At 61.4% G+C, this 20,231-nt stretch carries 16 protein-coding genes, 1 pseudogene and 1 riboswitch; of the genes and pseudogenes, 8 read left to right on the top strand and 9 right to left on the bottom strand.

Translation table 11 applies throughout. From position 1 onward, the window contains the following. The 7 genes and pseudogenes from HLH25_RS20085 to HLH25_RS19110 form a co-directional block, all read left to right on the top strand. On the top strand, nucleotides 1-233 hold a 233-nt coding region (locus HLH25_RS20085), incomplete at its 5' end, for a hypothetical protein (RefSeq protein ID WP_220791916.1). Between the two features lie 514 nt (nucleotides 234-747). Then, nucleotides 748-858 (top strand): annotated as a pseudogene (locus tag HLH25_RS20805) (transposase); the annotation flags it as partial. 257 nt (nucleotides 859-1,115) lie between these two features. Next, entirely contained in the window at nucleotides 1,116-3,431 is a 2,316-nt protein-coding gene (locus tag HLH25_RS19130; RefSeq protein WP_246402821.1) for a TonB-dependent receptor, read from the top strand. A 66-nt stretch (nucleotides 3,432-3,497) separates the two neighbouring features. Further along, a riboswitch (Fluoride riboswitch) is annotated at nucleotides 3,498-3,577 on the top strand. 129 nt (nucleotides 3,578-3,706) lie between these two features. Beyond that, on the top strand, nucleotides 3,707-4,555 hold the full coding sequence (locus tag HLH25_RS19125; protein ID WP_182975598.1) for a universal stress protein: 849 nt from the start codon (nucleotides 3,707-3,709) through the stop codon (nucleotides 4,553-4,555). Continuing rightward, nucleotides 4,552-4,977 carry a CrcB family protein gene (locus tag HLH25_RS19120; protein WP_182975597.1) on the top strand — a complete coding sequence of 142 codons (426 nt, stop codon included), beginning with the start codon at nucleotides 4,552-4,554 and terminating at the stop codon, nucleotides 4,975-4,977. Before HLH25_RS19125 ends, HLH25_RS19120 begins: the two co-directional genes overlap by 4 nt. Before the next feature lie 23 nt (nucleotides 4,978-5,000). After that, on the top strand, nucleotides 5,001-5,381 hold the full coding sequence (locus tag HLH25_RS19115) for a VOC family protein (protein ID WP_220791915.1): 381 nt from the start codon (nucleotides 5,001-5,003) through the stop codon (nucleotides 5,379-5,381). Between the two features lie 126 nt (nucleotides 5,382-5,507). Further along, nucleotides 5,508-6,962, top strand: coding sequence for a phosphomannomutase (locus HLH25_RS19110; protein ID WP_182975599.1), 1,455 nt, complete (start codon nucleotides 5,508-5,510; stop codon nucleotides 6,960-6,962). A gap of 264 nt (nucleotides 6,963-7,226) precedes the next feature. Here HLH25_RS19110 and HLH25_RS19105 read toward each other — a convergent pair whose 3' ends face one another. Continuing rightward, a complete protein-coding gene (locus HLH25_RS19105) occupies nucleotides 7,227-7,487 on the bottom strand; it encodes a hypothetical protein (RefSeq protein ID WP_182975595.1) in 261 nt (86 codons plus the stop codon). Beyond that, nucleotides 7,487-9,625, bottom strand: a complete 2,139-nt coding sequence (gene katE, locus HLH25_RS19100) for a catalase (RefSeq protein ID WP_220791914.1) — start codon at nucleotides 9,623-9,625, stop codon at nucleotides 7,487-7,489. Before katE ends, HLH25_RS19105 begins: the two co-directional genes overlap by 1 nt. Before the next feature lie 502 nt (nucleotides 9,626-10,127). Here katE and HLH25_RS19095 point away from each other — a divergent pair. Then, nucleotides 10,128-10,433 carry a plasmid stabilization protein gene (locus HLH25_RS19095; protein ID WP_182975593.1) on the top strand — a complete coding sequence of 102 codons (306 nt, stop codon included), beginning with the start codon at nucleotides 10,128-10,130 and terminating at the stop codon, nucleotides 10,431-10,433. A gap of 80 nt (nucleotides 10,434-10,513) precedes the next feature. Here HLH25_RS19095 and ligD read toward each other — a convergent pair whose 3' ends face one another. The 7 genes from ligD to HLH25_RS19060 all read right to left on the bottom strand — a co-directional run bounded on the left by ligD (nucleotide 10,514) and on the right by HLH25_RS19060 (nucleotide 19,552). Next, a complete protein-coding gene (ligD, locus tag HLH25_RS19090) occupies nucleotides 10,514-11,416 on the bottom strand; it encodes a non-homologous end-joining DNA ligase (protein ID WP_182975592.1) in 903 nt (300 codons plus the stop codon). Between the two features lie 204 nt (nucleotides 11,417-11,620). Continuing rightward, nucleotides 11,621-12,049, bottom strand: a complete 429-nt coding sequence (locus tag HLH25_RS19085; protein ID WP_182975591.1) for a hypothetical protein — start codon at nucleotides 12,047-12,049, stop codon at nucleotides 11,621-11,623. A 28-nt stretch (nucleotides 12,050-12,077) separates the two neighbouring features. Then, nucleotides 12,078-12,608 carry a DUF1269 domain-containing protein gene (locus tag HLH25_RS19080; RefSeq protein WP_182975590.1) on the bottom strand — a complete coding sequence of 177 codons (531 nt, stop codon included), beginning with the start codon at nucleotides 12,606-12,608 and terminating at the stop codon, nucleotides 12,078-12,080. Between the two features lie 365 nt (nucleotides 12,609-12,973). Continuing rightward, a complete protein-coding gene (locus HLH25_RS19075; RefSeq protein WP_182975589.1) occupies nucleotides 12,974-14,983 on the bottom strand; it encodes a phosphocholine-specific phospholipase C in 2,010 nt (669 codons plus the stop codon). 8 nt (nucleotides 14,984-14,991) lie between these two features. Further along, on the bottom strand, nucleotides 14,992-17,436 hold the full coding sequence (locus HLH25_RS19070; protein ID WP_182975588.1) for a TonB-dependent receptor: 2,445 nt from the start codon (nucleotides 17,434-17,436) through the stop codon (nucleotides 14,992-14,994). A gap of 503 nt (nucleotides 17,437-17,939) precedes the next feature. Next, nucleotides 17,940-18,752 carry an N-acyl homoserine lactonase family protein gene (locus HLH25_RS19065; RefSeq protein ID WP_182975587.1) on the bottom strand — a complete coding sequence of 271 codons (813 nt, stop codon included), beginning with the start codon at nucleotides 18,750-18,752 and terminating at the stop codon, nucleotides 17,940-17,942. Nucleotides 18,753-18,817: 65 nt separating this feature from the next. Beyond that, the gene (locus HLH25_RS19060; protein WP_182975586.1) at nucleotides 18,818-19,552 is read right to left on the bottom strand and encodes a class I SAM-dependent methyltransferase; all 735 of its coding nucleotides are present in this window, start codon (nucleotides 19,550-19,552) and stop codon (nucleotides 18,818-18,820) included. Between the last annotated feature and the right edge of the window lie 679 nt (nucleotides 19,553-20,231).

Genomic DNA, 20,231 nt, shown 5'->3' with positions numbered 1-20,231 from the left:
GCGTCAAAAATCGGCTTTTTGATGCATCTTGTGATCAGCGGAGATATGATGCTCAATGGCGCTTTGGCCATCATCTTGACGTAAAATCAAAAACCACCGATTATGAGTCGGCTCGCTGCATTCATGCCGAAACAATCCGGCGCTCGGCTTGGAATGGTATCAAAAACTACCATTCCAGCTTACCATTATATACATTACTCTCTCTTAAATATTTCTTTTGTTTCTTTGTTTAGAATTATCATATTATTAAGTGTTCCTTTTCCTTCTTTTAGTAGAACAAATTGCTTCTATGGTTGACGCCTGACGCGGATTGTCGCCGACCTCTGCGGCTCCCATCGGCGAGGTGGGGCGCTTCACATGTAGGGCAAACATTGTCTCCGAAAGAGCTCTTGGCTCTTCCGAACTGTGTCCCGATTGAGATGTAGGCGACGGGATAGCCCCGCAACACGCACTTACGAGGTCCTCGGCATTCGCACCGTCCAGTGGTCTTCAGGGCAGTATGCGGCCTTCAGATTGGCGCGAGACAGGGTCGCCTCTTGTGGCTCCCGCGTTGCGCGTTCAGGTGACGTGTCCGGCGCTCCACGGCATAATGGCAAGGTCTCCGGGCCGCTATCATCCGGACTGGGCTGCGTATTGCGTGAACTCTGAGTTCAACGTCCAGCGGACTGACCGCCAGAACCGCATCGGATCACCGGCCTGAATATGCAGGCCAGGCTGCGACAGAAACCGGCAAGAACCCTATGAACCCTCTACGGCTTACGCACGCAGACCGTCGAGCCGGTCTTCAGCATCATCAAAAACGTCATGGGCTGCTCTCGATTCCACCTCCGGGGCCTCGCAAAAGGCGCAACAGAATGATCCCGGGTGGGCCTCGCGGATAATTGCCGCAGGATCACCCGACCGACAGTCGCGTAAACGCGGATGCCTTCGTCACTCATTATTACCGCACAGCCCGGTAGCCCGCTTGAGCATCGTCCCCTCGCCGGACGGACGGGTTTCTGTTGCAGGGATACAACATATCTTGCGGCGCTCCGCTCTTCATGTCGCTACAGATTGCAACATTATAACGTACCATATATAGGCTCTGGGCCTTCATACGAACAGGATCGCCCTGAATGAGTTCACCTCGACCCGCGCTTCGCATGGCCGCCATTTTGCTTGCTGGAACCGCACTTGCCCTTCCGCAGGCCGTCCGTGCCCAGACCGCCGATCCCTCCCCGCCCGCTTCCGCCGCGACCCCGGCCACAGCCACAGCCACAGATACGGGCGCGCAGCAGGACACGTCGTCCCGGTCGTCTTTCACGCGCTCTACCGACCGTGTGCTGCCTGACGGGAGCGTGGAAGCGACCAACGAGGAACATATCGTGGTCAACGCGCATCTGGACGTGACTCGCGCGGCCCTTCAGCCCTCGACGGGTGCCACGATCTATCGTTTTACGCGGCGGGATATCGAAACCATTCCCGGCGGCGACAACGCGCCGCTGAATACCGTGCTGTTGCAGGCCCCCGGCGTGGCGCAGGACAGCTACGGCCAGATCCATATCCGCGGCGACCATAACGAAGTGCAGTTTCGCCTCGATGGCGTGGAACTGCCCGAGGGCATGAGCGTGTTCGGCCAGGCGCTGATGACGCGCTTCGCCCATTCGATGTCGCTGACGACCGGCGCGCTGCCCAGCGAATATGGCTTTCTGCAAGCGGGCGTCATCGACATCACGACCAAGACCGGCAGTGCCGATCCAGGTGGGTCCGTGTCGATCTATGGCGGCGCGCGCGATTACTTCTTCCCATCGCTGCAATATGGCGGCCATGCCGGGAAATGGGATTATTTCGCCACCGCCGATTTCGTGCATGACCGGGTGGGGATCGAAAACCCGACACCCGATTTCAATGCCCTGCATGATCTGACGAACCAGTACCATTTCCTGGGCCATCTGCGCTATACGGCGGACGAGAACACGCGCGTCAGCCTGACGGCCGGCGTGTCGAACGCCGAATTTCAACTTCCGAACAATCCCGGACAGCAGCGGCAGTTTGCCAACCCCTCCTTTCTGGACAGCGCGCTGTCGCAGACTCTTTATGGCAGCGTCGATAGTGCGAGCCTGAACGAGCGCCAGAAGCAGATCACGGATTTCGGCATCCTGTCGCTACAGAAGGACATGGGCACGGTCAGCCTGCAAAGTTCCGCCATCGTCCGCTATAGTTCGCTGGGCTATTCGCCGGACCCGCTGGGTGATCTGGTCTATAACGGCATTGCCCAGCGCGCCCAGCGATCGGTCTTCTCGTCGGGTTCGCAGACCGACGTGACCTGGCGTGCCAATGCACAGCATACCGTGCGCTTCGGTTATCAGGTCTATGTCGAACGCAATATTTCCAAGACGGATTCGACCGTCTATCCGCAGACCGGCGTCGATGACGACGGTAACGCGGAGTTCGGCGACCAGACGCTCGCGATCCATGACGGCAATGGCCGCACCGGCTGGATGTACGGTCTGTATGCCCAGGACGAGTGGCGTCCGGTGCGCAACCTGACCATCAATTACGGCCTGCGTTTCGACGGGGTCGATGAATATACCCATTCCAAGCAGGTCAGTCCGCGCATCAACATCGTCTATCAACCCTGGCATGGCGGCACGTTCCATGCCGGCTATTCACGCTATTACACCCCGCCGCCGTTCGAACTGGTGGGTGGGACGTCATTGAACAAATTCGCCAACACTTCCGCGGCGCCGGGGACCTTGCAGGACACCACCGTCAAGGCGGAACGCGATCACTATTTCGACGCCGGCTTCGCCCAGGAAATCCTGCCCGGCTGGCATGCGTCGTTCGATGCCTATGTCAAGCTGGCGAAGAACCTGATCGACGAGGGGCAGTTCGGATCGCCGATCATCCTGTCCGCCTTCAATTACCGGCGCGGGCAGGTGCATGGCTATGAATTCGCCACCAATTACGAACACGGACCCTTCAGCGTCTACGGCAATTTCGCGTGGTCGCGGGCGATCGGCAAGGACATCACCACCGCTCAGTGGAATTTCAGTCCGGACGATCTGGCCTATATCCAGCACCGGTGGATCCATCTGGACCACGACCAGCGATGGACGGCATCGGCAGGGGCGAGCTACACGGCGTTCTATCGCACCGGCCATCCGTTGCGCCTGTCCGCGACCATGGTCTATGGCAGCGGCCTGCGGCAGGACAGCGACATTCCCAATGGGGGCGTCATCCCGCAATATGAGACCTTCAACCTCTCGGCCGTGCAGTCGTTCCAGGACCTGTTCCATATCCCGTTCCTGAAGCGCACCCAGTTGCGGCTGGACGTGATCAACCTGTTCGACAAGCGTTACGAATTGCGCAGCGGCACCGGCATCGGTGTGGGCGCGCCGCAATACGGTCTGCGGCGGACCATCCTGACCGGTATCGAGCAGCGTTTCTGACCTGTGCGGCTGGCGGTAGCGCACCGCCAGCCGCGCCCTTGACAGACCGGTGGTACCGGTGGCCAGATCTGGGTCGGCAATGGATTCTGCCTGACCCGATCGGGTCGAACCGCCTCGCCGTCGAGGCTGATGATTCCTACCCGGCCCGAAAGGGCATGATGGGAGGAATCTGTTCATGCACTCTGCTCGCCCCTACGCACGTTCCGGAACGCGCGCCCGCTTCCGCCATGGGATGATACGTATCGTCCTACGCTGGAAGCACTGAGGGGGCGGCGATGCGGATACTTGCCATTCTGGACCGGCCGGAAACGGCCCTGTTCACGCTTCAGGCCGCAGGCGAACTGGCCCGGCGGCTGGGCGGGCAGGAGATCCGGCTGCTTCATCCCAAACGCGCGACCGATCCGGCCTTCCAGGCACCCGACGAAGGAATTCCGACGCCTGCCCAGCGTAGCGTCTTCATCCGGCAGGTCGCCTTGCGCGCGGAGCGGCTGCATGGCATCGCCCGGACATGGATCGGGGCGGCCACCCACCCGGCGGTCGTCCAGGCGCGTTGGATCGAGATCGCGGGCGATACCCGAAGGATCGTGGCCCAGGAGGCGCGGAATGCCGATCTGGTGGTCATCAGTCGTCCCTGCGCCGGGGATCGGGACGATATCGGGCAGGCCCTGGCCGGTGCCCTGTACGATGCCGGGGCGCTGGTTCTGATCGCCCCCTTGCAGGCTTACCCCACCATCGGCCAGCGCCCGGTCGTCGCGTGGCATCCCTCGCTCGCCCTCGACCGGGTACTGGATACGGCCCGGCCGCTTCTGAACACGGCCGGGCACGTCACCTTCGTGATCGGCGCGGAACACGATACGTCCGAAGCGCCACCGAAGTTGGCCGGTGAATTGATCGCGCGCGGTATTCCGGTCACGATCGACCGGTTCGTCGCCCCGCGTGACAGGCTCGGCGAGGATATCCGCGCGCATGCGCTGGCGGCCGGGGGCGACCTGCTGATGATGGGCGCCTATACCCACGCGCGCTTTGTCGAATGGCTGTTCGGCGGCCCTACGCGCGACCTGCTCGCGCACGCCACGCTGCCCATCCTTACCTGTCATCACGGCATCGAAGACCTTACGGCATGACCTCCAACCTGTTGACGACCCTTGGCATCGCCCTTGCCGGCGCGTGCGGAACCCTGATGCGCTACTGGATTGGTCTGGCGACCGCGCGCATCAGCCAGACCCTCCCCTGGGGTACGATCCTGATCAACATGTCCGGATCGTTCGCCATCGCGTTCTTCGGCACGCTGACGCTGGGCAATGCGCGCTTCCAGGTGTCGGATACCGCCCGACTGATGTTCATGGTCGGCATCTGCGGGGGGTACACCACCTTTTCATCATTCACGCTCCAGACGCTGGACCTGCTGCGCGGTGGGGCGCCGGGGCGGGCGGCGCTGAATATCGTGCTCTCCATCACACTGGGCATGGCAAGCGTGACCGCCGGGTACGTTGCCGCCCAGGCGCTCAACCCGCCACCCCCCGCAAGCGAATCGGAAGAATCGTAATGGACACACCACCTGACTGCCGCATGAGCGCAATCATTCCCTGCAACGACATCGACGCGGCCGAACGCTGGTGGAACAGACTGGGGTTTTTCGGGCCGGCCGACGGGGATGGGGATTATCGCATCCTGTCCAACCGGGAAGGTGCCGCGATTCACCTCCAGCCCGCCGTGCCCGGATGGGTGGTACCCGGCCGAAACCCGTTCGGCGTCTATCTGTCCACGCCCCATGTCGACCAACTCGCCCAGGCGGCGGGGGACGCCGTTCTCGGCCCGGTGAAGGCGCCCCGCCATACCGAATGGGGCATGTACGAATTCGCCCTCAATGGTCCGGACGACCTGCTTGTCCGCATCGGCTGGCCGAGCCGCCTGCTGCCGGCGCAGGGAATGGACGCTCTTTTCCGCTGATGGTACAGAAAGGCCATTGATGAAGGGAAACGGGGCCTGCGCCATACGTTTGCCGAAAATGGATGCCCAGACGCCCGTCTGGATCGTCGTTTTTTGAGAGAATGCCGCATGAAAATAGCCGAATGGATGGAACAGTCCGGAGTCGCCTTTGGCACCAGTGGCGCCCGTGGCCTGGTCACCGCGATGACGGACGCGGTCTGCTTCGCCTATACGGTCGGCTATCTCCGGCATCTTGCCTCGCTTGGCGAATTCGCCCCCGGAACGCCCGTCGCGGTGGCGGGCGACCTGCGCCCCAGTACGCCGCGCATCCTGCGAGCCTGCGTGGCCGCCATCGAGCATATGAAGGGCAAGCCGGTCTTCTGCGGTTATGTGCCCACGCCCGCCCTGTGCCTGCATGCCTTCGCGCAGGGGTATCCGTCGCTGATGGTCACCGGCAGCCATATCCCGGCCGACCGCAACGGCATCAAGTTCAACCGCGCGCGTGGCGAATTCCTCAAATCCGACGAAGCGGCCATGCGGACGCAGGATGTGGCGCTGCCCGAAGGCTGGTTCGATGCCGATGGCGTGCTGGTCGCATCCGTCGACCTGCCCGACCTGACGGATGTCGTACCGGGCTATGTCGCGCGCTATCACGCGTTCTTCGGCCCTGACGCGCTGGCCGGGCTGCGGCTGGGGGTCTATCAGCATTCCGCCGTCGGGCGCGATGTGCTGATGCTGATCGTCGAGGCCCTGGGCGGAACGGCCGTGCCGCTGGGCCGTTCGACGAGTTTCATCCCCGTCGATACCGAGGCCGTGCGCCCCGAGGATGCCGTGCTGGCCCGTGAATGGGCGGCGGACGGCAAGCTGGATGCCATCCTGACGACCGATGGGGATTCCGACCGGCCGCTGCTGGCCGACGCGCAGGGCAACTGGCTGCGGGGCGACGTGCTGGGCATTCTGGCCGCGCGCTTCCTCGGTGCGGCGGCCGTGACCACCCCGGTCAGCAGCAATACGGCGCTGGAGAAAAGCGGCTTCGCACGCGATGTCCGGCGCACGCGCATCGGCTCGCCTTTCGTCGTCGCCGCCATGACCGAAGCAGCCGAGGCCGGGGTGACGCCCTCCGTGGGCTATGAAGCCAATGGCGGCTTTCTGCTGGCCACCGACATTGCGCAGGACGGCCGGACGCTGGACGCCCTGCCCACGCGCGATTCCGTGCTGCCGATGCTGTGCGCCCTGGTCGCCGCCCGCCGGGCGAATACCAGCCTTGCCGCCCTCGTCGCCACCCTGCCGCCACGCTTCACGCTCAGCGATCGGCTGGTGAACATGCCGACCGCGCAGAGCCTGGCGGAAATCGAGACGCTCAGCCGGAACCCGGCCGAGGGCGCGATGGGACTGGGCTTCATCGAAACAGCCGAAGATCTGGCCCATGTCGACCAGACGGACGGGTTGCGCATGACGTTCGCCAATAACGAGATCATCCATCTGCGCCCCTCGGGCAACGCACCGGAACTGCGCGTCTATGTCGAAGCCGATACCCCCGAACGGGCGGCGGACCTGCTGAAGACAGGCATCGGCGCCGTGAGCGTGTGGAAAGAGCGTTGACGGAAAGCCGTTGAACGGCTTTCCGATCGGGCGGCCGCCGGGACGAAACTGCCCGGCGTGACGCCTGGAAGGCGTAGCGGCGGCGGGTATCGTCCTCCGAAACGATGAACCCCCGGGAGCCGTTCTCTGCGCGTTTTTTCCCTGTCTCCCCGGTCGGACCATCGGCGCCGGCTGGTGGCGGTGACGCGCGTCTTCTGCGTCACCGCCAGGGTCAGGGTGAGAGTCAGGCGCCGCCTTGCGCCATATTGGTGTTGATTCGCCCGGTCAGTGGCCTGATCCGGCGGCGTATGCTGGCGGCGATAGGCCGCGCCTCAGAAGATCGAGCCGGTATCGGTCTTTCGTCATCCTGACGGCGGCTCGGACGCCGGGCTGCGCCGTCACGGTCCTGATGAAGAGATCCCCTGCCTCGGCCCCTTGCAGGGCCTCCGCCGTGTACGGAAGAATGTGCCCTTCCTCCTCGCGGGCCGGTATGGCGATGGCATAGGCCGGCCGCGCGACGGCGAGAGCCCCAGCGGGCAGGACCATCACGCTCCGGCGTCGAGATCGACCTTCGCTTCGTGGTCCCAGAAGCGAAGCGCATGGCATGCCGTCACGAAGCCGTCCACGTCGGCATCCGTCTTCAAAACCATGCAGCCATCGTCGAGATCATCGGCCAGGCCGGCTTTCGCGAACAGCGCGATCGCTTCCGCGGCGTAGCCGATGAATTTGCAATGGGCGAAGGCGTCGGTCACGAAATCCCTGGCCGCCGCATCGCCCGCGAGCCGCGTCGCCCCGTCCGCCGAAATGATCACCGCCACCGCGTCGAACAGCACGGAGGGGCCGCCGTCGATCTTCTGCTGTGCCGGCAAAGCTCTGCCATCGGAGAGGGTGACGCCGCCAATCTTCGGCGCGACGATTTCATAGATGGCCTTTTCCTTTTCCGCCGCCGTGACCAGGGCATCGAACAGGCCGGCATCCGCCCCATCGGTCAAAAGGATGCCGAATTTGCGGCCGGCGAAGCTGTGGGGGCCGTTCCTGACGATGCTCAGTGCGTTCGAGGGAGGCAGATCGGCGATGACGGGCCGGGCCGCCTTCGCCGGTTCGGGCAACGGCAAGCCCAACCCGTTGGCGACCGTTGCCGCCAGGTTCTCGTCGATATGGCGCAGGTGCGAGACGACGCGGGCGCGGATATCCGCTCGCTCGACCTTGCTGAGTTCGAAGGTGATGGCGTCGCCGATATGTTTCTGTTCGATCGGCGTCTGGCTGATCACGAATTGCCGCGCCTGGCTGTAATGGTCGGCGAAGCTCTCGGGCCGGAGCCGGACCTTGGGGCCGGTTTCCTCCGCCGCGAAACTGCGAAAGCCGCGCACCGGGTCTTCGCGCGGGCCGCCGGCTTCGCCCCAGCTATTGGGTTCGTAATTGGCACGGCCGATCGGGTTGCGCATCGCCATGTGCCCGTCCTGCTGGAAATGGGCCATCGGGCATTTGGGCGCGTTGATGGGGATATGGGTGAAATTGGGGCTGCCCAATCGCTTGATCTGGGTATCGAGATAGGAAAAATTGCGCCCCTGGAGCAGCGGATCGTTCGAGAAATCAATGCCCGGCGGCACGTTCTGGGTGCAGAAGGCCACCTGCTCGGTCTCGGCGAAGAAATTATCGACCACGCGATTGAGCACCAGCCGGCCGACGATCCGTACCGGCACGTCTTCTTCCGGGATCAGTTTGGTGGGGTCGAGCACGTCGAACGCGAATTTCTCGGCGAAAGCCTCGTCGAAAAGCTGAACCCCGAGCTCCCATTCCGGGAAATCGCCGCTGGTGATGGCGTTCCACAGATCGCGGCGGTGAAAATCGGGGTCGGCGCCGTTGATCTTGACCGCCTCGTTCCAGACCACCGATTGCAGGCGCAGCTTGGGTTTCCAGTGGAATTTCACGAAGGTCGAGCGACCCTGCGCGTCGAGCAGGCGGAACGTATGCACGGCGAACCCTTCCATGAAGCGGAAGGAGCGCGGAATGGCGCGGTCCGACATGACCCACATGATCATGTGCAGGCTTTCCGGCGTCAGCGATATGAAGTCCCAGAAATTGTCGTGGGCCGACTGAGCCTGCGGGAAATCACGATCCGGTGCCGGCTTGACCGCATGGACCATGTCCGGAAACTTGATCGCATCCTGAATGAAGAAGACCGGGATATTGTTACCAACGAGGTCCCAGTTGCCTTCCTGCGTATAGAGCTTGACCGCGAAGCCGCGCACGTCGCGCGCCAGGTCGAACGAGCCCTTGGCGCCCGCGACGGTCGAAAACCGCACGAAGGCCGGCGTGCGCTCGCCGACGCGCTGGAAGATATCCGCGCGCGTTACGTCCGCCAGGCTGTCGGTTAGTTCGAAATAACCATGCGCGCCGTAGCCACGGGCATGGACCACACGCTCGGGGATACGTTCATGGTCGAAATGGAAGATCTTCTCGCGAAAATGGAAATCTTCCATCAACGCGGGGCCTCGGGCGCCGTAACGTAGCGTGTTCTGGTCGTCGGCGACCGGCGCGCCCTGCGCTGTCGTCAGCGTCGCCACGTCGCCGCCGGCGACCTGATGCGTCTCGCCACCGGCTCCCTTTGCCACCTCGCCGGCCCCGGCCGCGTCGGGGGCTTTCTTCGGCGCCGCTCCCGACTTCTTTCCCTTGATGGTCATGCTCTCTCTCCTCGCCGCCATTGCAGACAGGGCGCCGGGATCGCCGCTCCAGGGGATCGACCGCCACGCCCGACATCGTCCTGTTGCTACGCGTGGCATGAGGAGAGGTTCCGAACTTATATCCGGTCAAAGTTGTTTTCCGTAATATCCTTTCTGATATAATATATATATTTTCTATTTATTCATCATGCCGACATAAAATAGCGAGCCGGAATCGTCAGATTGAACATCAAACAAGGACATATAAGATATAATTTTTCCTTTATCGGATGATATCAATGGAAATTTTTACCCATATGATCTTCGTTTTTCATTGATGGTGGCAGAATGGCGGCCCACTATCGGGATATTCCACTCCCTGCGCTGCCGGCCCATAGGAAACGCTTTCCTTCGTTTGCAGCCCAGAGAACTTTTCCCGCTGTCCGGCCTTGTCATCGGATGCGGTCGCGGGCCTGCAAAGAACATGAGGCCGCGTTCACTCTGGGGGCCGGGAGCATCGACCATGCCGCGCGGCGACAAGTCCGCCTATACGGACAAGCAGAAGAGACAGGCCGAGCATATCGAGCAGAGCTACGAGCAGCGTGGCGTCAGCGAGGAAGAAGCCGAACGCCGGGCGTGGGCCACCGTCAACAAGGAGACCGGTGGCGGCAAGAAGAGCGGTTCCGGCAGGGGGCACGCCGTAACCCTTGAACCTTCCCGCAAGGGCGGCAGGCTGGGAGGCGCGGCGGCCGCTGAACGCTCGCCGGAAGAACGCGCGGCATCGGCGAAAAAAGCGGCTGAGACCCGCAGGAAGAATGCCGGTCAATAGCAGATTTGGCACGCAGGCTCAGTCCGGACGCCCGCAGGGCGAGCCAGAAATCTTCCGCGAAAAGGGATAACATGTCTCCGTCAGGGCTGGATCGGGCGGCGCGCCGTGTGGAATGCCGCCCATGGGTCGGCGCGGAGCGTGGTAAGCCGCGTGAAGGCATTGTTGACCGTGAACTGCGCCGATCCGGTAATCTGCCCCAGTTCCTCCCAGGACAGGGGCATCGAGACCGGGGCGCCGACGCGGGCGCGGGTCGAGTATGGCGCGACGGAGGTGGCGCCCCGCTGGTTGCGCAGGTAGTCGAGCAGGATCTTCCCGTGGCGCTTCGCTTTCGTGATCGTCGCGATGTAGCGGTCCGGGCAGTCGGCGGCCATTGTTTGGGCCAGCGTTCGGGAGAACGCCTTCACCATTTCCCAATCCGCCTCGGGTTTCAGAGGCGCCACGACGTGCAGCCCCTTTCCGCCGGAGGTCTTGACGAAGGGCGTGAGGCCGGATGCCGCCAGGTGCTCGCGCACGTCGCGCGCGGCGTCGATGACCCGTTCCCAGGCCACGCCCTCGCCGGGGTCGAGATCCATGACCAGTTGGTCCGGCCGCTCCCAGTCGCGGCAGGCGGCGCCCCAGGGGTGGATTTCCAGCGCCGCCGACTGCACCAGACCCATGAGGCCGTCGAGATCGTGGATGCCGATCAGATGCTCTACCGTGTCGGTGGCCGGATCGTCCAATGTCCGGATGTGGGCGTTCATGCCCTTCCAGGCGTTCTTCTGGAAGAAACGCGGCCCGTCGATACCTTCCGGGCAGCGCAGCAGCGCCAGCGGACGATCGACGATGAACGGCGCGATGCGTGGCCATATGGCGGCGTAGTAGTCGGCCAGCCCGTCCTTGGTGATGCCGGCATCGGGCCAGTATAGCCGGTCCGGATGGGTCAGGGCGACGGTGCGCTTCCGTTCGGCCCCAGGTCGGGCGGAACCTGTTTCGGGTGCAGGCATTTCACTTACGACCTCCGATGCGGCTTGTCGTCGCGGATGCCCCGGAAGAGGGCGGGCCGCCGCCTGCCATCCGCCGTCCAGGCGCGAAGCGCCTGGGCGCCCTCATGGATCTGGATCAGTGCGTGCTTACGCGACGAAACAGCACCGGGGGGGGATCGGCCGGGCGGCGTGCCCGCCCGCCCCGCCTGCCCCCGCGCGAGGTTTTTAGTGCCCCGGCTTGTAAGGCTCCGATTTGCTGCACAGCCGCTTTGCAAGTGCTGCGATGCCCCCCACGACAGCCAGTCCGATGGCCACGCCGGCCAGCGTGCGGACGATGCCGCCGGATTTGGCCACGGCATTGCTCTTTTCGAGCCGTGCCGCAGTTTCGCCCAGCAGCACGGAGACCTGCTGCGCACGCTCCTGCGAATCCCCGATCTTTTCCAGGACCTTCTTGTTCAGGTCGTTGGCCTGGCTCACGGCCGTGTCGCCGAGTTCCTGAAGGCGCTTGGCGGTCTTGCGGAGCGCCTTGGCGCCGTTCTTGGCACCCCACGATTTGAATTCGGTCCGCAGTGCTGTGTCGGCCTCCCGCAGATCGGCGCCGAGTGTCTCGAGATCCGAGCGAAGCCGTTGAACCTTATCGTAAATATCTGCCACATTATTTCTCCTGTTATGCGCGCCTGTATCAGGCCGCGCTGCCGTTATCCGCTACCAGCGCCGTGCGCAGCTTCTGTTCAGCCTCGGGCGAGAGCGATGTCTGGATGAGATGCGGGTGGCCGCTCAAAGCCCGGAGATGGCTCACGACCTTCTGCGGCTCCACCTTACGCACCAGGACGAAGAGTGCGGAGGTGCCCGGCTTCAGGGTCGCACCGACGCTTTTCATGAAGTCGTCATTGATGCCGAAATCGGTCATGGCGCCACCGATGGTACCCGCCGTCCCGCCAGCCACCGCGCCAACGGCGAAACCGGCCAGAGGGTTCAGAAACACCAGCCCGATCAGGGTTCCAAGCAGCATACCGCTCCACACACCGTCCACCGCCCCGAGGGCCACCGTATGCACGGACTGGTCGAGATGAATCTTTCCATCATCCGTTCGACGGACGACCACCGCGTCATCGACATCAACGAGATATTCGTTTTCGAGTTTCCATATCTCCTCGCGGGCAAGTGTCGCGCCGTCGAGCGTATCGAAACCGAGAACCACAAGGTCGGACATGGAAGCCTCCTGTGCCACATGGGGCCGCCCCGGTGGCTGCCCCCCGTACCACGAAAGCAAACGCCCAATCGCCGGGTTCCGCAACTGCCTTGCACGCAGCCCAGCCTCACCGTACTGCCGGATCGCCCTCCGGCGGGTCCGGCGGGCTGCGCGGGGAACCGCCTGATGGATTTGCGGTCGTCGGCCCGACGATCCGGTTGATCGAGGGACTGGTCTTCCGAACGCTTCTGGGGAAGGACGTGGAGCGACGGTTCTCGGGTTGTGAGCCACCATCCACATCGGCGCGGCAACAGATTGGATCGGGCACAGACAGGCTCTCTTCGGCGTCTCCCCCGCCGGACCGGCCACAAGGGCGATCAGGCTTTTCATGCCATTGCAGGATCGGTGCGACTGGGTCGCCCGGTTTCCCTGTGGCCGGCAAGCCGGATCACATCCCCAGCGCCCCCGCCGGCCAGCCCGATCTTCAGGTCATACCAATGATCATTGCGGGCGATGTCGATCATGACATCGACCGTTCCGCGCGGGGGCAGCATGATTTCACGCTGTTCCTGACCGTACAGGTCCGTCATCACGACCGTGCGCGCCGCCGCCTCCCGATTGCCCAGCCGCAGCATGATCGCATCGGTGGACGCATCGGCCCGCAAGGCCGCGCTCAGGCCGCTCCCGCTATCGAAGCGCCGATAGAAGCCATTGGGGCCGTGCACCGTAACCGGCCCACCCTCCGACAGCATGACAGTGTGCTCGTCTCCCGCCCCGATCGTATAATGCCGCACGCCATCGCGATCCCGCACCCGGAACACGGCGCCCTGCGTGCCGCCGCACGCCATGCGCAGCCTTCCGCTTTCCTCGATATCGGCTTGAAGATCATATGGAAGGGGCCGGGCCGGACGAGTACCTGTCTCCTGCCGGGGAAGAACCTGCGGGTCGGGAATGACGGGCGGCGGCAGGCGGCAGGACGCCCGCACGCGGGCCGGATAGGCCGATGTGTCCGGAAAGGCCGCCGGCCAGAGCGGTTCGCTGCGCGTAAAATCAAAGGCCGACGTCAGGTCTCCGCACACAGCCCGGCGCCAGGGCGTGATATTCGGTGCCTCGACACCGAAGCGCGCTTCCAGAAACCGCAGGACGGACGTGTGATCGAAAACCTGCGAATTGACCCAGCCTCCGGTACTCCATGGCGAGATCAGGAGGGCCGGAACGCGCGGACCCAGGCCGACCGGCACACCGGCGTATATCTCACCCGCCACCGGAACGGTGCTGCCGCCCTTCGCCGCTTCACCAGCGGGAACCGGAGGGGGCACATGATCGAAAAAACCGTCATTTTCATCGTAATTCAGGATGAAGACCGTCTTCGCCCACACTTCGGGGTGGCGCACGAACACGTCCATCAGGCGCGAAATCAAAAATTCGCCATAACCTGGAGCGGCGTCGGGATGCTCCGAAAGGGCGGTCGGCGGCACGATCCACGATACCTGCGGCAGACGGCCGCCTGCCACGTCCCGTTCAAAGGTCTCGACCAGATACCGACCATCCGAACTGGCCATGTTCGCATGGTTGGACCCGGCTACGATCTGCCGCGCACGCCGATATTGCCATGATCTGCGATCGAGATTCCGGAACGCCGCGAACGACGCAATCGGATTATCGCCGAAATTGTCGTATTCCTGATAAATCTGCCACGAGACACCCGCGGCCTCCAGCCGTTCAGGATACGTCGCCCATCGGAAGGGCACGAACGACGCATGGTCACGCGCCATGTCGGCGGTCCAGTTACCGTCATCGACATTCTCGACCACCTGCCGGCCATGATCGCCAACCGCCAGCCCGCTGGTCCCGGTGAAGAAATAGAGGCGGTTTGGATTGGTCGGTCCGAAGATCGACGCATGATAGGCATCGCAGATCGTGAATGCATCGGCCAATGCGTAATAGTAGGGAATCTCGGCACGGGTGAAATAGCCCATCGTCATGGCTGTCTTGCGCGGCACCCAGACGTTCCAGTCATCCCACGCCGCCTGCGTCCCTTTCCAGCTATGATCGAGACTGGCCAGGCAGGCGCTCGATGTATGGTCGGTATCGAAACGGAACGGCAGCACCTGCCCACCCTGCCCGTCCGGCTGGGCGAAGATCGAAACACCGTCCGGCTGCATTTCGGCCCTGGGGTCGCCATATCCCCGCACCCCGTTCAGGCACCCGAAATAATGATCGAATGACCGGTTTTCCTGCATCAATATCACGACATGCGCGACATCCGCGATCGTACCGGTCACGCGATGCGGCGAAATGGCCAGTGCCCGACGCAGATTGTCGGGCAGCACTCCCCCGGCCGCCAAACCGGCGCTCCATTGCAGAAAACGGCGACGGCCGGAGGAGACAGACATCAAACGCCTCAGAAATGCTTGCGAAGAGTAAAGAACACCATGCGCGGTGCCCCCGCCTGCAACGTGGCAAACGTGTGCGTGGGATCGTTGAACACGAACCCGTTGGAGCCGACCGTCGCAACGTAGCGCTTGTCGAACAGGTTGGTGACGTTCACCTGGGCATCGACACCGCGCAGAACCCAGTTATCGCTGTGGAACCGATAGCCGACATTCAGATTGAAGATATCGTTCGACGGGACCCAGGCGTCATTGGTGTAGGTATAAGTACGCTTGTCCTGGAACTGCATGTTGACATTGCCCCAGATCGAGCCGTCGTCATACCCGAGCTGAACATTGGCCAGATTGCGCGGCATGCCCACCACGTCTCTGCCGCGGGTATAATAGATCGTACCGCCGCTATTGACGTTATCATTATATTTCGAGTCGTTGAAGGCATAAGACGCATAGATCGACCAGTTGGGCGCGAACTGGTAATTGAAGGCCAGATCGACACCGCGCGCCGTAACACCGCCGACATTGGCCAGCGCCGACGCATTGCCCTGCACGCCCGTTCCCTGCGTAATCGTCAGCAGCCGGTTCTCGAACTCGATGTAATATCCGGTGATCGACGCCTGGATATTGTGATCGTGGTAACGATAGCCGACTTCCTCGGAATACGCCATTTCCGGTTTCAGCTTGTTCTTGATCGCCTCGTAACCTGCGATCGTCGTGGCGAAGGGGCTGGTGGCACCAGTGTTCGAATTGTCGAACGCCGCCATGTTCCGCGCAAAATCGGCAAACACTTCGTTATGCGTGTTTACGCGGTAATTGGCGCCGACCTGCGGCAGGAAGCCGTTACTCGACTCGATCGAGCCTGACGGGTAACCGTCGGCCCCTTTCACGCCGAAGATATTGCTGCCGATCTGACGCGCCCGGTTATCCACAATCAGGGAACGGAAACCGTAATTCAGTTTCAGGGCCGGTGTGATCTGCCACGTATCCTGCAGATGGACCTGGTAGGTCTTGGTATTGAACGCCCCCTGCCACTGGGTGGCGAACCAGTTGTTCTTGTACCAGGCGATGCTGTTCGGCGTTCCGTCCAGGCCGAGCGGGTAGAAGCGGCGCGCCTGTTCGAAATCGTCGTTCTCGAACCAGAAGCCACCTTCGATCGTGTGATGACCGGCCTTGTAGGTCAACCCGCCCATGAAGCCTTCGCGATGGATATCATATTCCGTCGTGCGGACCGACAATGGCGATCCACCCAGGGCCGCCGGCGTCGCCTGATACGGCGTGGCCCACACGCCCTCGCCGCTGTTCGTATGCCCATAGACCGTCGCGTAGCCCTTCAGGCGATCGGTCAGATCGAAATCGAGCCGTCCGTAGCCCAGCGCATCCTGGCGGAGGCCGCCGGCATTGTAATAGACGAAATCGGGATAGCTGCCGTAATTGGTGTTGCCGATCCCGGCAGGGTAAGCCGTGCCGTGTTGATAGGCATAACCGATCTGCTTCGCCAGATCATAGTTTCCAGTAATATTGTCGACCCGGTAACCATATTTCTGGATCGTGGCGAGAGAGAGGTCCTGATAGTCGTTTTCATGCCGCAGCGACCAGTCGCCGAACAGGGTCAGCTTGACATGTTCTCCCAGCGGCTGGACGAACTTCGCATTGGCCTGCTGCTGACGCTGGACGCCGTCACCTTTCCACTTGTTGGCGTCCTGGTAGTCATAGGAAACATAGAGCTTTCCACCGCCTGGCAGAACGCCGCTATTGACGCGCATGAACGTGCGCCAGGTTCCGGACGAACCGACCGTTCCGGCGACATCCACACCGAATTTGTTGCTCGGATCGATCGATGTAAATTCCAGTGCGCCACCGAGATTGTTCGACGCCGCGACGTCAAGCGAGCCGGCACCCTGCGACAGGGTCGCGCGGCCGTTATTTTCCGTCTGGAGCGCACGGCCGATCGAAAGCCCATTATCGTTGGCATACGCCAGGTTGCCCAGCGGCACGCCATCCATGGTAAAGCCCAGCCGGCTCTGGTCGAACCCGCGAATGACGATCTGCTGCGACCATTCATATGACCCCAGCGGGTCCGACGACGTGAACATGACGCCGGGCAACTTCGAAAGAGCCTTGAAAGGACTGGTGCCGGGCACATATTGCTGGATCGCCACATGCGACACGGTCTGCGTCTCACGCGCGGCACCGGCACCGAGCACGACGATCGCCTCGTTCTCGCTCGCGACATGCACAGCCGGTACAGGCACGGCGGCCGGACGCGCCACAACCGGAGTCGACGCGGCCGGCTGGGTCGGAACAGGCTGTTCACGCCCCGTGCGCGCGGGGGCCGTTGTATGCGACGCCGCGTGATGGGCCTTGTGTCTGGCATTCGTCGATGTGGCTGCGCGTGCCGTCTGGTGTGTCATGACCGCGGTCAGACAGGTAGTCACGAAAAGGATGGTACTCTTCTTCATATCGCTCCGTCCTGCTTGCCGTACGTCCTCATGACGCCGCTTGTGGATGCGAGCGATCTCATAAGATTGGCATTCCAGACGGTCTTGTTATGTTTTGATGACAGGCACGTATTATTTGCGCCAGTCGTTCTATTTGTTTTTCACCATGTTTTTTCGGCAACAGTTCCATACAATTCTGACAAAAATATTTAAATTTTGTGCAAAAAAGATGAAACAAACATCCTGCGCGCTTCCGGTCGCTTCGTTGCCGTCAAAGACGAATCGTCCCGGTCCGCCACACCCGTTCTCATGCGAAATGAGAAACCGGCCGTAGCCAACGCGGCGCCGAAGAATCGTGGTCATGCTGAACCGCTTGCCATTTTCAGCCTGCCGGTCAGACCGACAATCGGTGCCATCTCCCGGCCGGACGGACGTTCATGACCCGGATGGCCGGGATCAGCGCCGCACGGAGGGCGCGGGCACGGTCTGGCCGATGGCGATTTTCCCTTGCCTGCCGTCGGTCATCAATTTCCAACGGGAGGAAGATCGACCCGCACCACGATATCTTTCAAAGACTTATCAGGGGAAGGAAAACGCTGCATAACGATAGGGTCATGGCCGGGAATAATTCTGGACATATCGCCATCCGCCAGATGCATGATCTTATCGAATCCCTCCATCATCTCACGCAGATCGACAAATGCACAAACAGGGTGGCGGTCGATAACATTCTTCTCGTAATGACAGGTATCGTTTGCCAGGATGACCCAGCCGCGCGCCGTCTTCACACGGACAAGCTGCTGACCCGGCGTGTGGCCACCAACGAGATGAAGCTCGATGCCCGGCACCAACTCGGTCGATCCATGAAGGATGTTTACACGTCCGGCGAAAATCAGGTCCACCAGAGCGTGGACATCGCTCGACTCCACCGAGCCACCTAGATTGGGATTGGCGCTGGACATCATCGAACTGGTTACAAATTCGATCTCACGCTGCTGAATATGGAAGCGTGCGGAATCGAAACAACCCATGTTCCCGGCATGATCGTAATGCAGATGGGTCAATATAACGTCATCCACCTGGCGCGCGTCAAAGCCACATAGAGACAGACTCTCGACTGGACAGCGCAGCAATGTTCGACCGCGACGACCGCCCGTTTCTTCGCGAAAGCCGGTATCAACCAGAATGACACGTTTCTCATTCGCGATCACTGATATATAATAATCGAACTGGATTTCTCCTGCCGGGAAGAACGGCGGCACAAAAAACGTTTCCCGCTTCATGTTCGTCGTCGCGTATTTGATTACGAAAATCTTATACGTATCATCACTACTCATTATCGTGCTTCCACCATCGATTTTCTGCCCGTTCAACCGAACCGTGCATCAAGCTATGCATCCCGCTATTTTCGTGCCGAAATCGCATGCATTCTGTCGATGGGTCGATCATGATCGATCGTAAAGCCAATCCTTTTCAGCTCGGCGACCTGCTCTGAGGGTGAGAGGCGCAATTTCCGATAACGACTCTTCTGAAAAATCCATCCGGATTCTTCACGAACGTGAATCAGATCGTTCACAATGACGCATTCTGGCTCATATTCCAGCACGCACGTCATGACGCGCTGATCGTCAGCCCGGACGGAGAGGAAGCGATCCAAGCCGGTCAGTTCCTGCGAAAGATCACGAAAGGTCAGAACGAAACGCCCGCCGGGCGCCAAGGCGGCATAGGCGTCGCGATAGAGTTTTGATACGTCGGACCGCTCGTCCAGATGTGTCAGCGTATCGCCCATACAGACGATTGCATCTGCCGAATCCTGTTCAACCAGCATCGGGAAATCGCGCAAGTCTGCCAGGACTGTCTTAACCTGACTGTCCGTTCTCGCCTTCTTCAGTTCCGCCAGGAGATCGGCACTCGTATCGACCGCTATGACCGCATTGTAGCCCATGTCTATCAAGGCGAATGACTGATAGCCCGGCCCACAGCCAAGATCGACGGCGATGCCCTTCGGTCCGCCGTTCAACCCGAGATCGGTAAGAAGCCCCCTTTGTTCAGCGACCTTTTTCTCCAGCGGTGCCCCACTCATCCATGAGTAGTGCGCAGCCAGCAGTCGATCGTAATGGCGTTTGGCCTCGCTCATCGTCTCGTCACCATCGACGTGGATATCCTTCGTTGAATTGATTCCACTGAAAAATGTCTATCAACGCAAAAAAAATATCCATCAACCTGACCCTCGGTGTCAAAATTTTCTCGGGCTGAGTATCTCACGCGCGTCGGTGCTTCGGGGTCTGGAATCGACAAACATTCTTGTTCGAAAAGGAAAATTTGCGGAAGATCGCCAATGCCGATAGGGTGCAGCGCGGGGCGGATGGATTGTGGAGAAGCGTCCGGACGCAGGGTCATTGCGGATGGCTTTGCTCCATGGCGTGGTATAGATGGGCTTCTCGATACCCAGGCGGGCATCCGGCCCCGGATAAAAACAAAAAGGCCCGCGTTTCCGCGGGCCTTGAGGCGTATTCCTGCCGGGTGATGCCACCCTATGCCAGACGCGGGATCATTCCCACTCGATTGTTTATAATGTGGAACATTTATTCTAAATCAATAACATACATAGAATCTTAGCCCGCATTTCTCACACGATGATGTGTGACCGGTCTGACGGAGCACCGTCAGTTGGTTCCGAGCGGTTCTGATCTGTTTTCGTAACGGGAAACCGAATTTTGGGCACGCGCCATCCATGCCCGCTTTGACGGGGATCAGACGCGTGGGCATGGCGCCTTGCGGTGTCTGTTTCGTCAGCGGGCGGCGTTTGTGAGCAA

The sequence above is a fragment of the Gluconacetobacter dulcium genome (assembly GCF_014174165.1).
In the GTDB taxonomy this organism is placed as follows: domain Bacteria; phylum Pseudomonadota; class Alphaproteobacteria; order Acetobacterales; family Acetobacteraceae; genus Gluconacetobacter; species Gluconacetobacter dulcium.
Note: the sequence above shows the minus strand (reverse complement) of the source record. Positions and strands in the feature narration are given on the sequence as shown.

What these genes read in the sequence shown, in the direction of transcription:
- HLH25_RS19130 (WP_246402821.1), top strand. Translation starts at nt 1,116, where the DNA reads ATGAGTTCACCTCGACCCGCGCTTCGCATGGCCGCCATTTTGCTTGCT.
- HLH25_RS19125 (WP_182975598.1), top strand. Translation starts at nt 3,707, where the DNA reads ATGCGGATACTTGCCATTCTGGACCGGCCGGAAACGGCCCTGTTCACG.
- HLH25_RS19120 (WP_182975597.1), top strand. Translation starts at nt 4,552, where the DNA reads ATGACCTCCAACCTGTTGACGACCCTTGGCATCGCCCTTGCCGGCGCG.
- HLH25_RS19115 (WP_220791915.1), top strand. Translation starts at nt 5,001, where the DNA reads ATGAGCGCAATCATTCCCTGCAACGACATCGACGCGGCCGAACGCTGG.
- HLH25_RS19110 (WP_182975599.1), top strand. Translation starts at nt 5,508, where the DNA reads ATGGAACAGTCCGGAGTCGCCTTTGGCACCAGTGGCGCCCGTGGCCTG.
- HLH25_RS19105 (WP_182975595.1), bottom strand. Translation starts at nt 7,487, where the DNA reads ATGGTCCTGCCCGCTGGGGCTCTCGCCGTCGCGCGGCCGGCCTATGCC.
- katE (WP_220791914.1), bottom strand. Translation starts at nt 9,625, where the DNA reads ATGACCATCAAGGGAAAGAAGTCGGGAGCGGCGCCGAAGAAAGCCCCC.
- HLH25_RS19095 (WP_182975593.1), top strand. Translation starts at nt 10,128, where the DNA reads ATGCCGCGCGGCGACAAGTCCGCCTATACGGACAAGCAGAAGAGACAG.
- ligD (WP_182975592.1), bottom strand. Translation starts at nt 11,416, where the DNA reads ATGCCTGCACCCGAAACAGGTTCCGCCCGACCTGGGGCCGAACGGAAG.
- HLH25_RS19080 (WP_182975590.1), bottom strand. Translation starts at nt 12,608, where the DNA reads ATGTCCGACCTTGTGGTTCTCGGTTTCGATACGCTCGACGGCGCGACA.
- HLH25_RS19075 (WP_182975589.1), bottom strand. Translation starts at nt 14,983, where the DNA reads ATGTCTGTCTCCTCCGGCCGTCGCCGTTTTCTGCAATGGAGCGCCGGT.
- HLH25_RS19070 (WP_182975588.1), bottom strand. Translation starts at nt 17,436, where the DNA reads ATGAAGAAGAGTACCATCCTTTTCGTGACTACCTGTCTGACCGCGGTC.
- HLH25_RS19065 (WP_182975587.1), bottom strand. Translation starts at nt 18,752, where the DNA reads ATGAGTAGTGATGATACGTATAAGATTTTCGTAATCAAATACGCGACG.
- HLH25_RS19060 (WP_182975586.1), bottom strand. Translation starts at nt 19,552, where the DNA reads ATGAGCGAGGCCAAACGCCATTACGATCGACTGCTGGCTGCGCACTAC.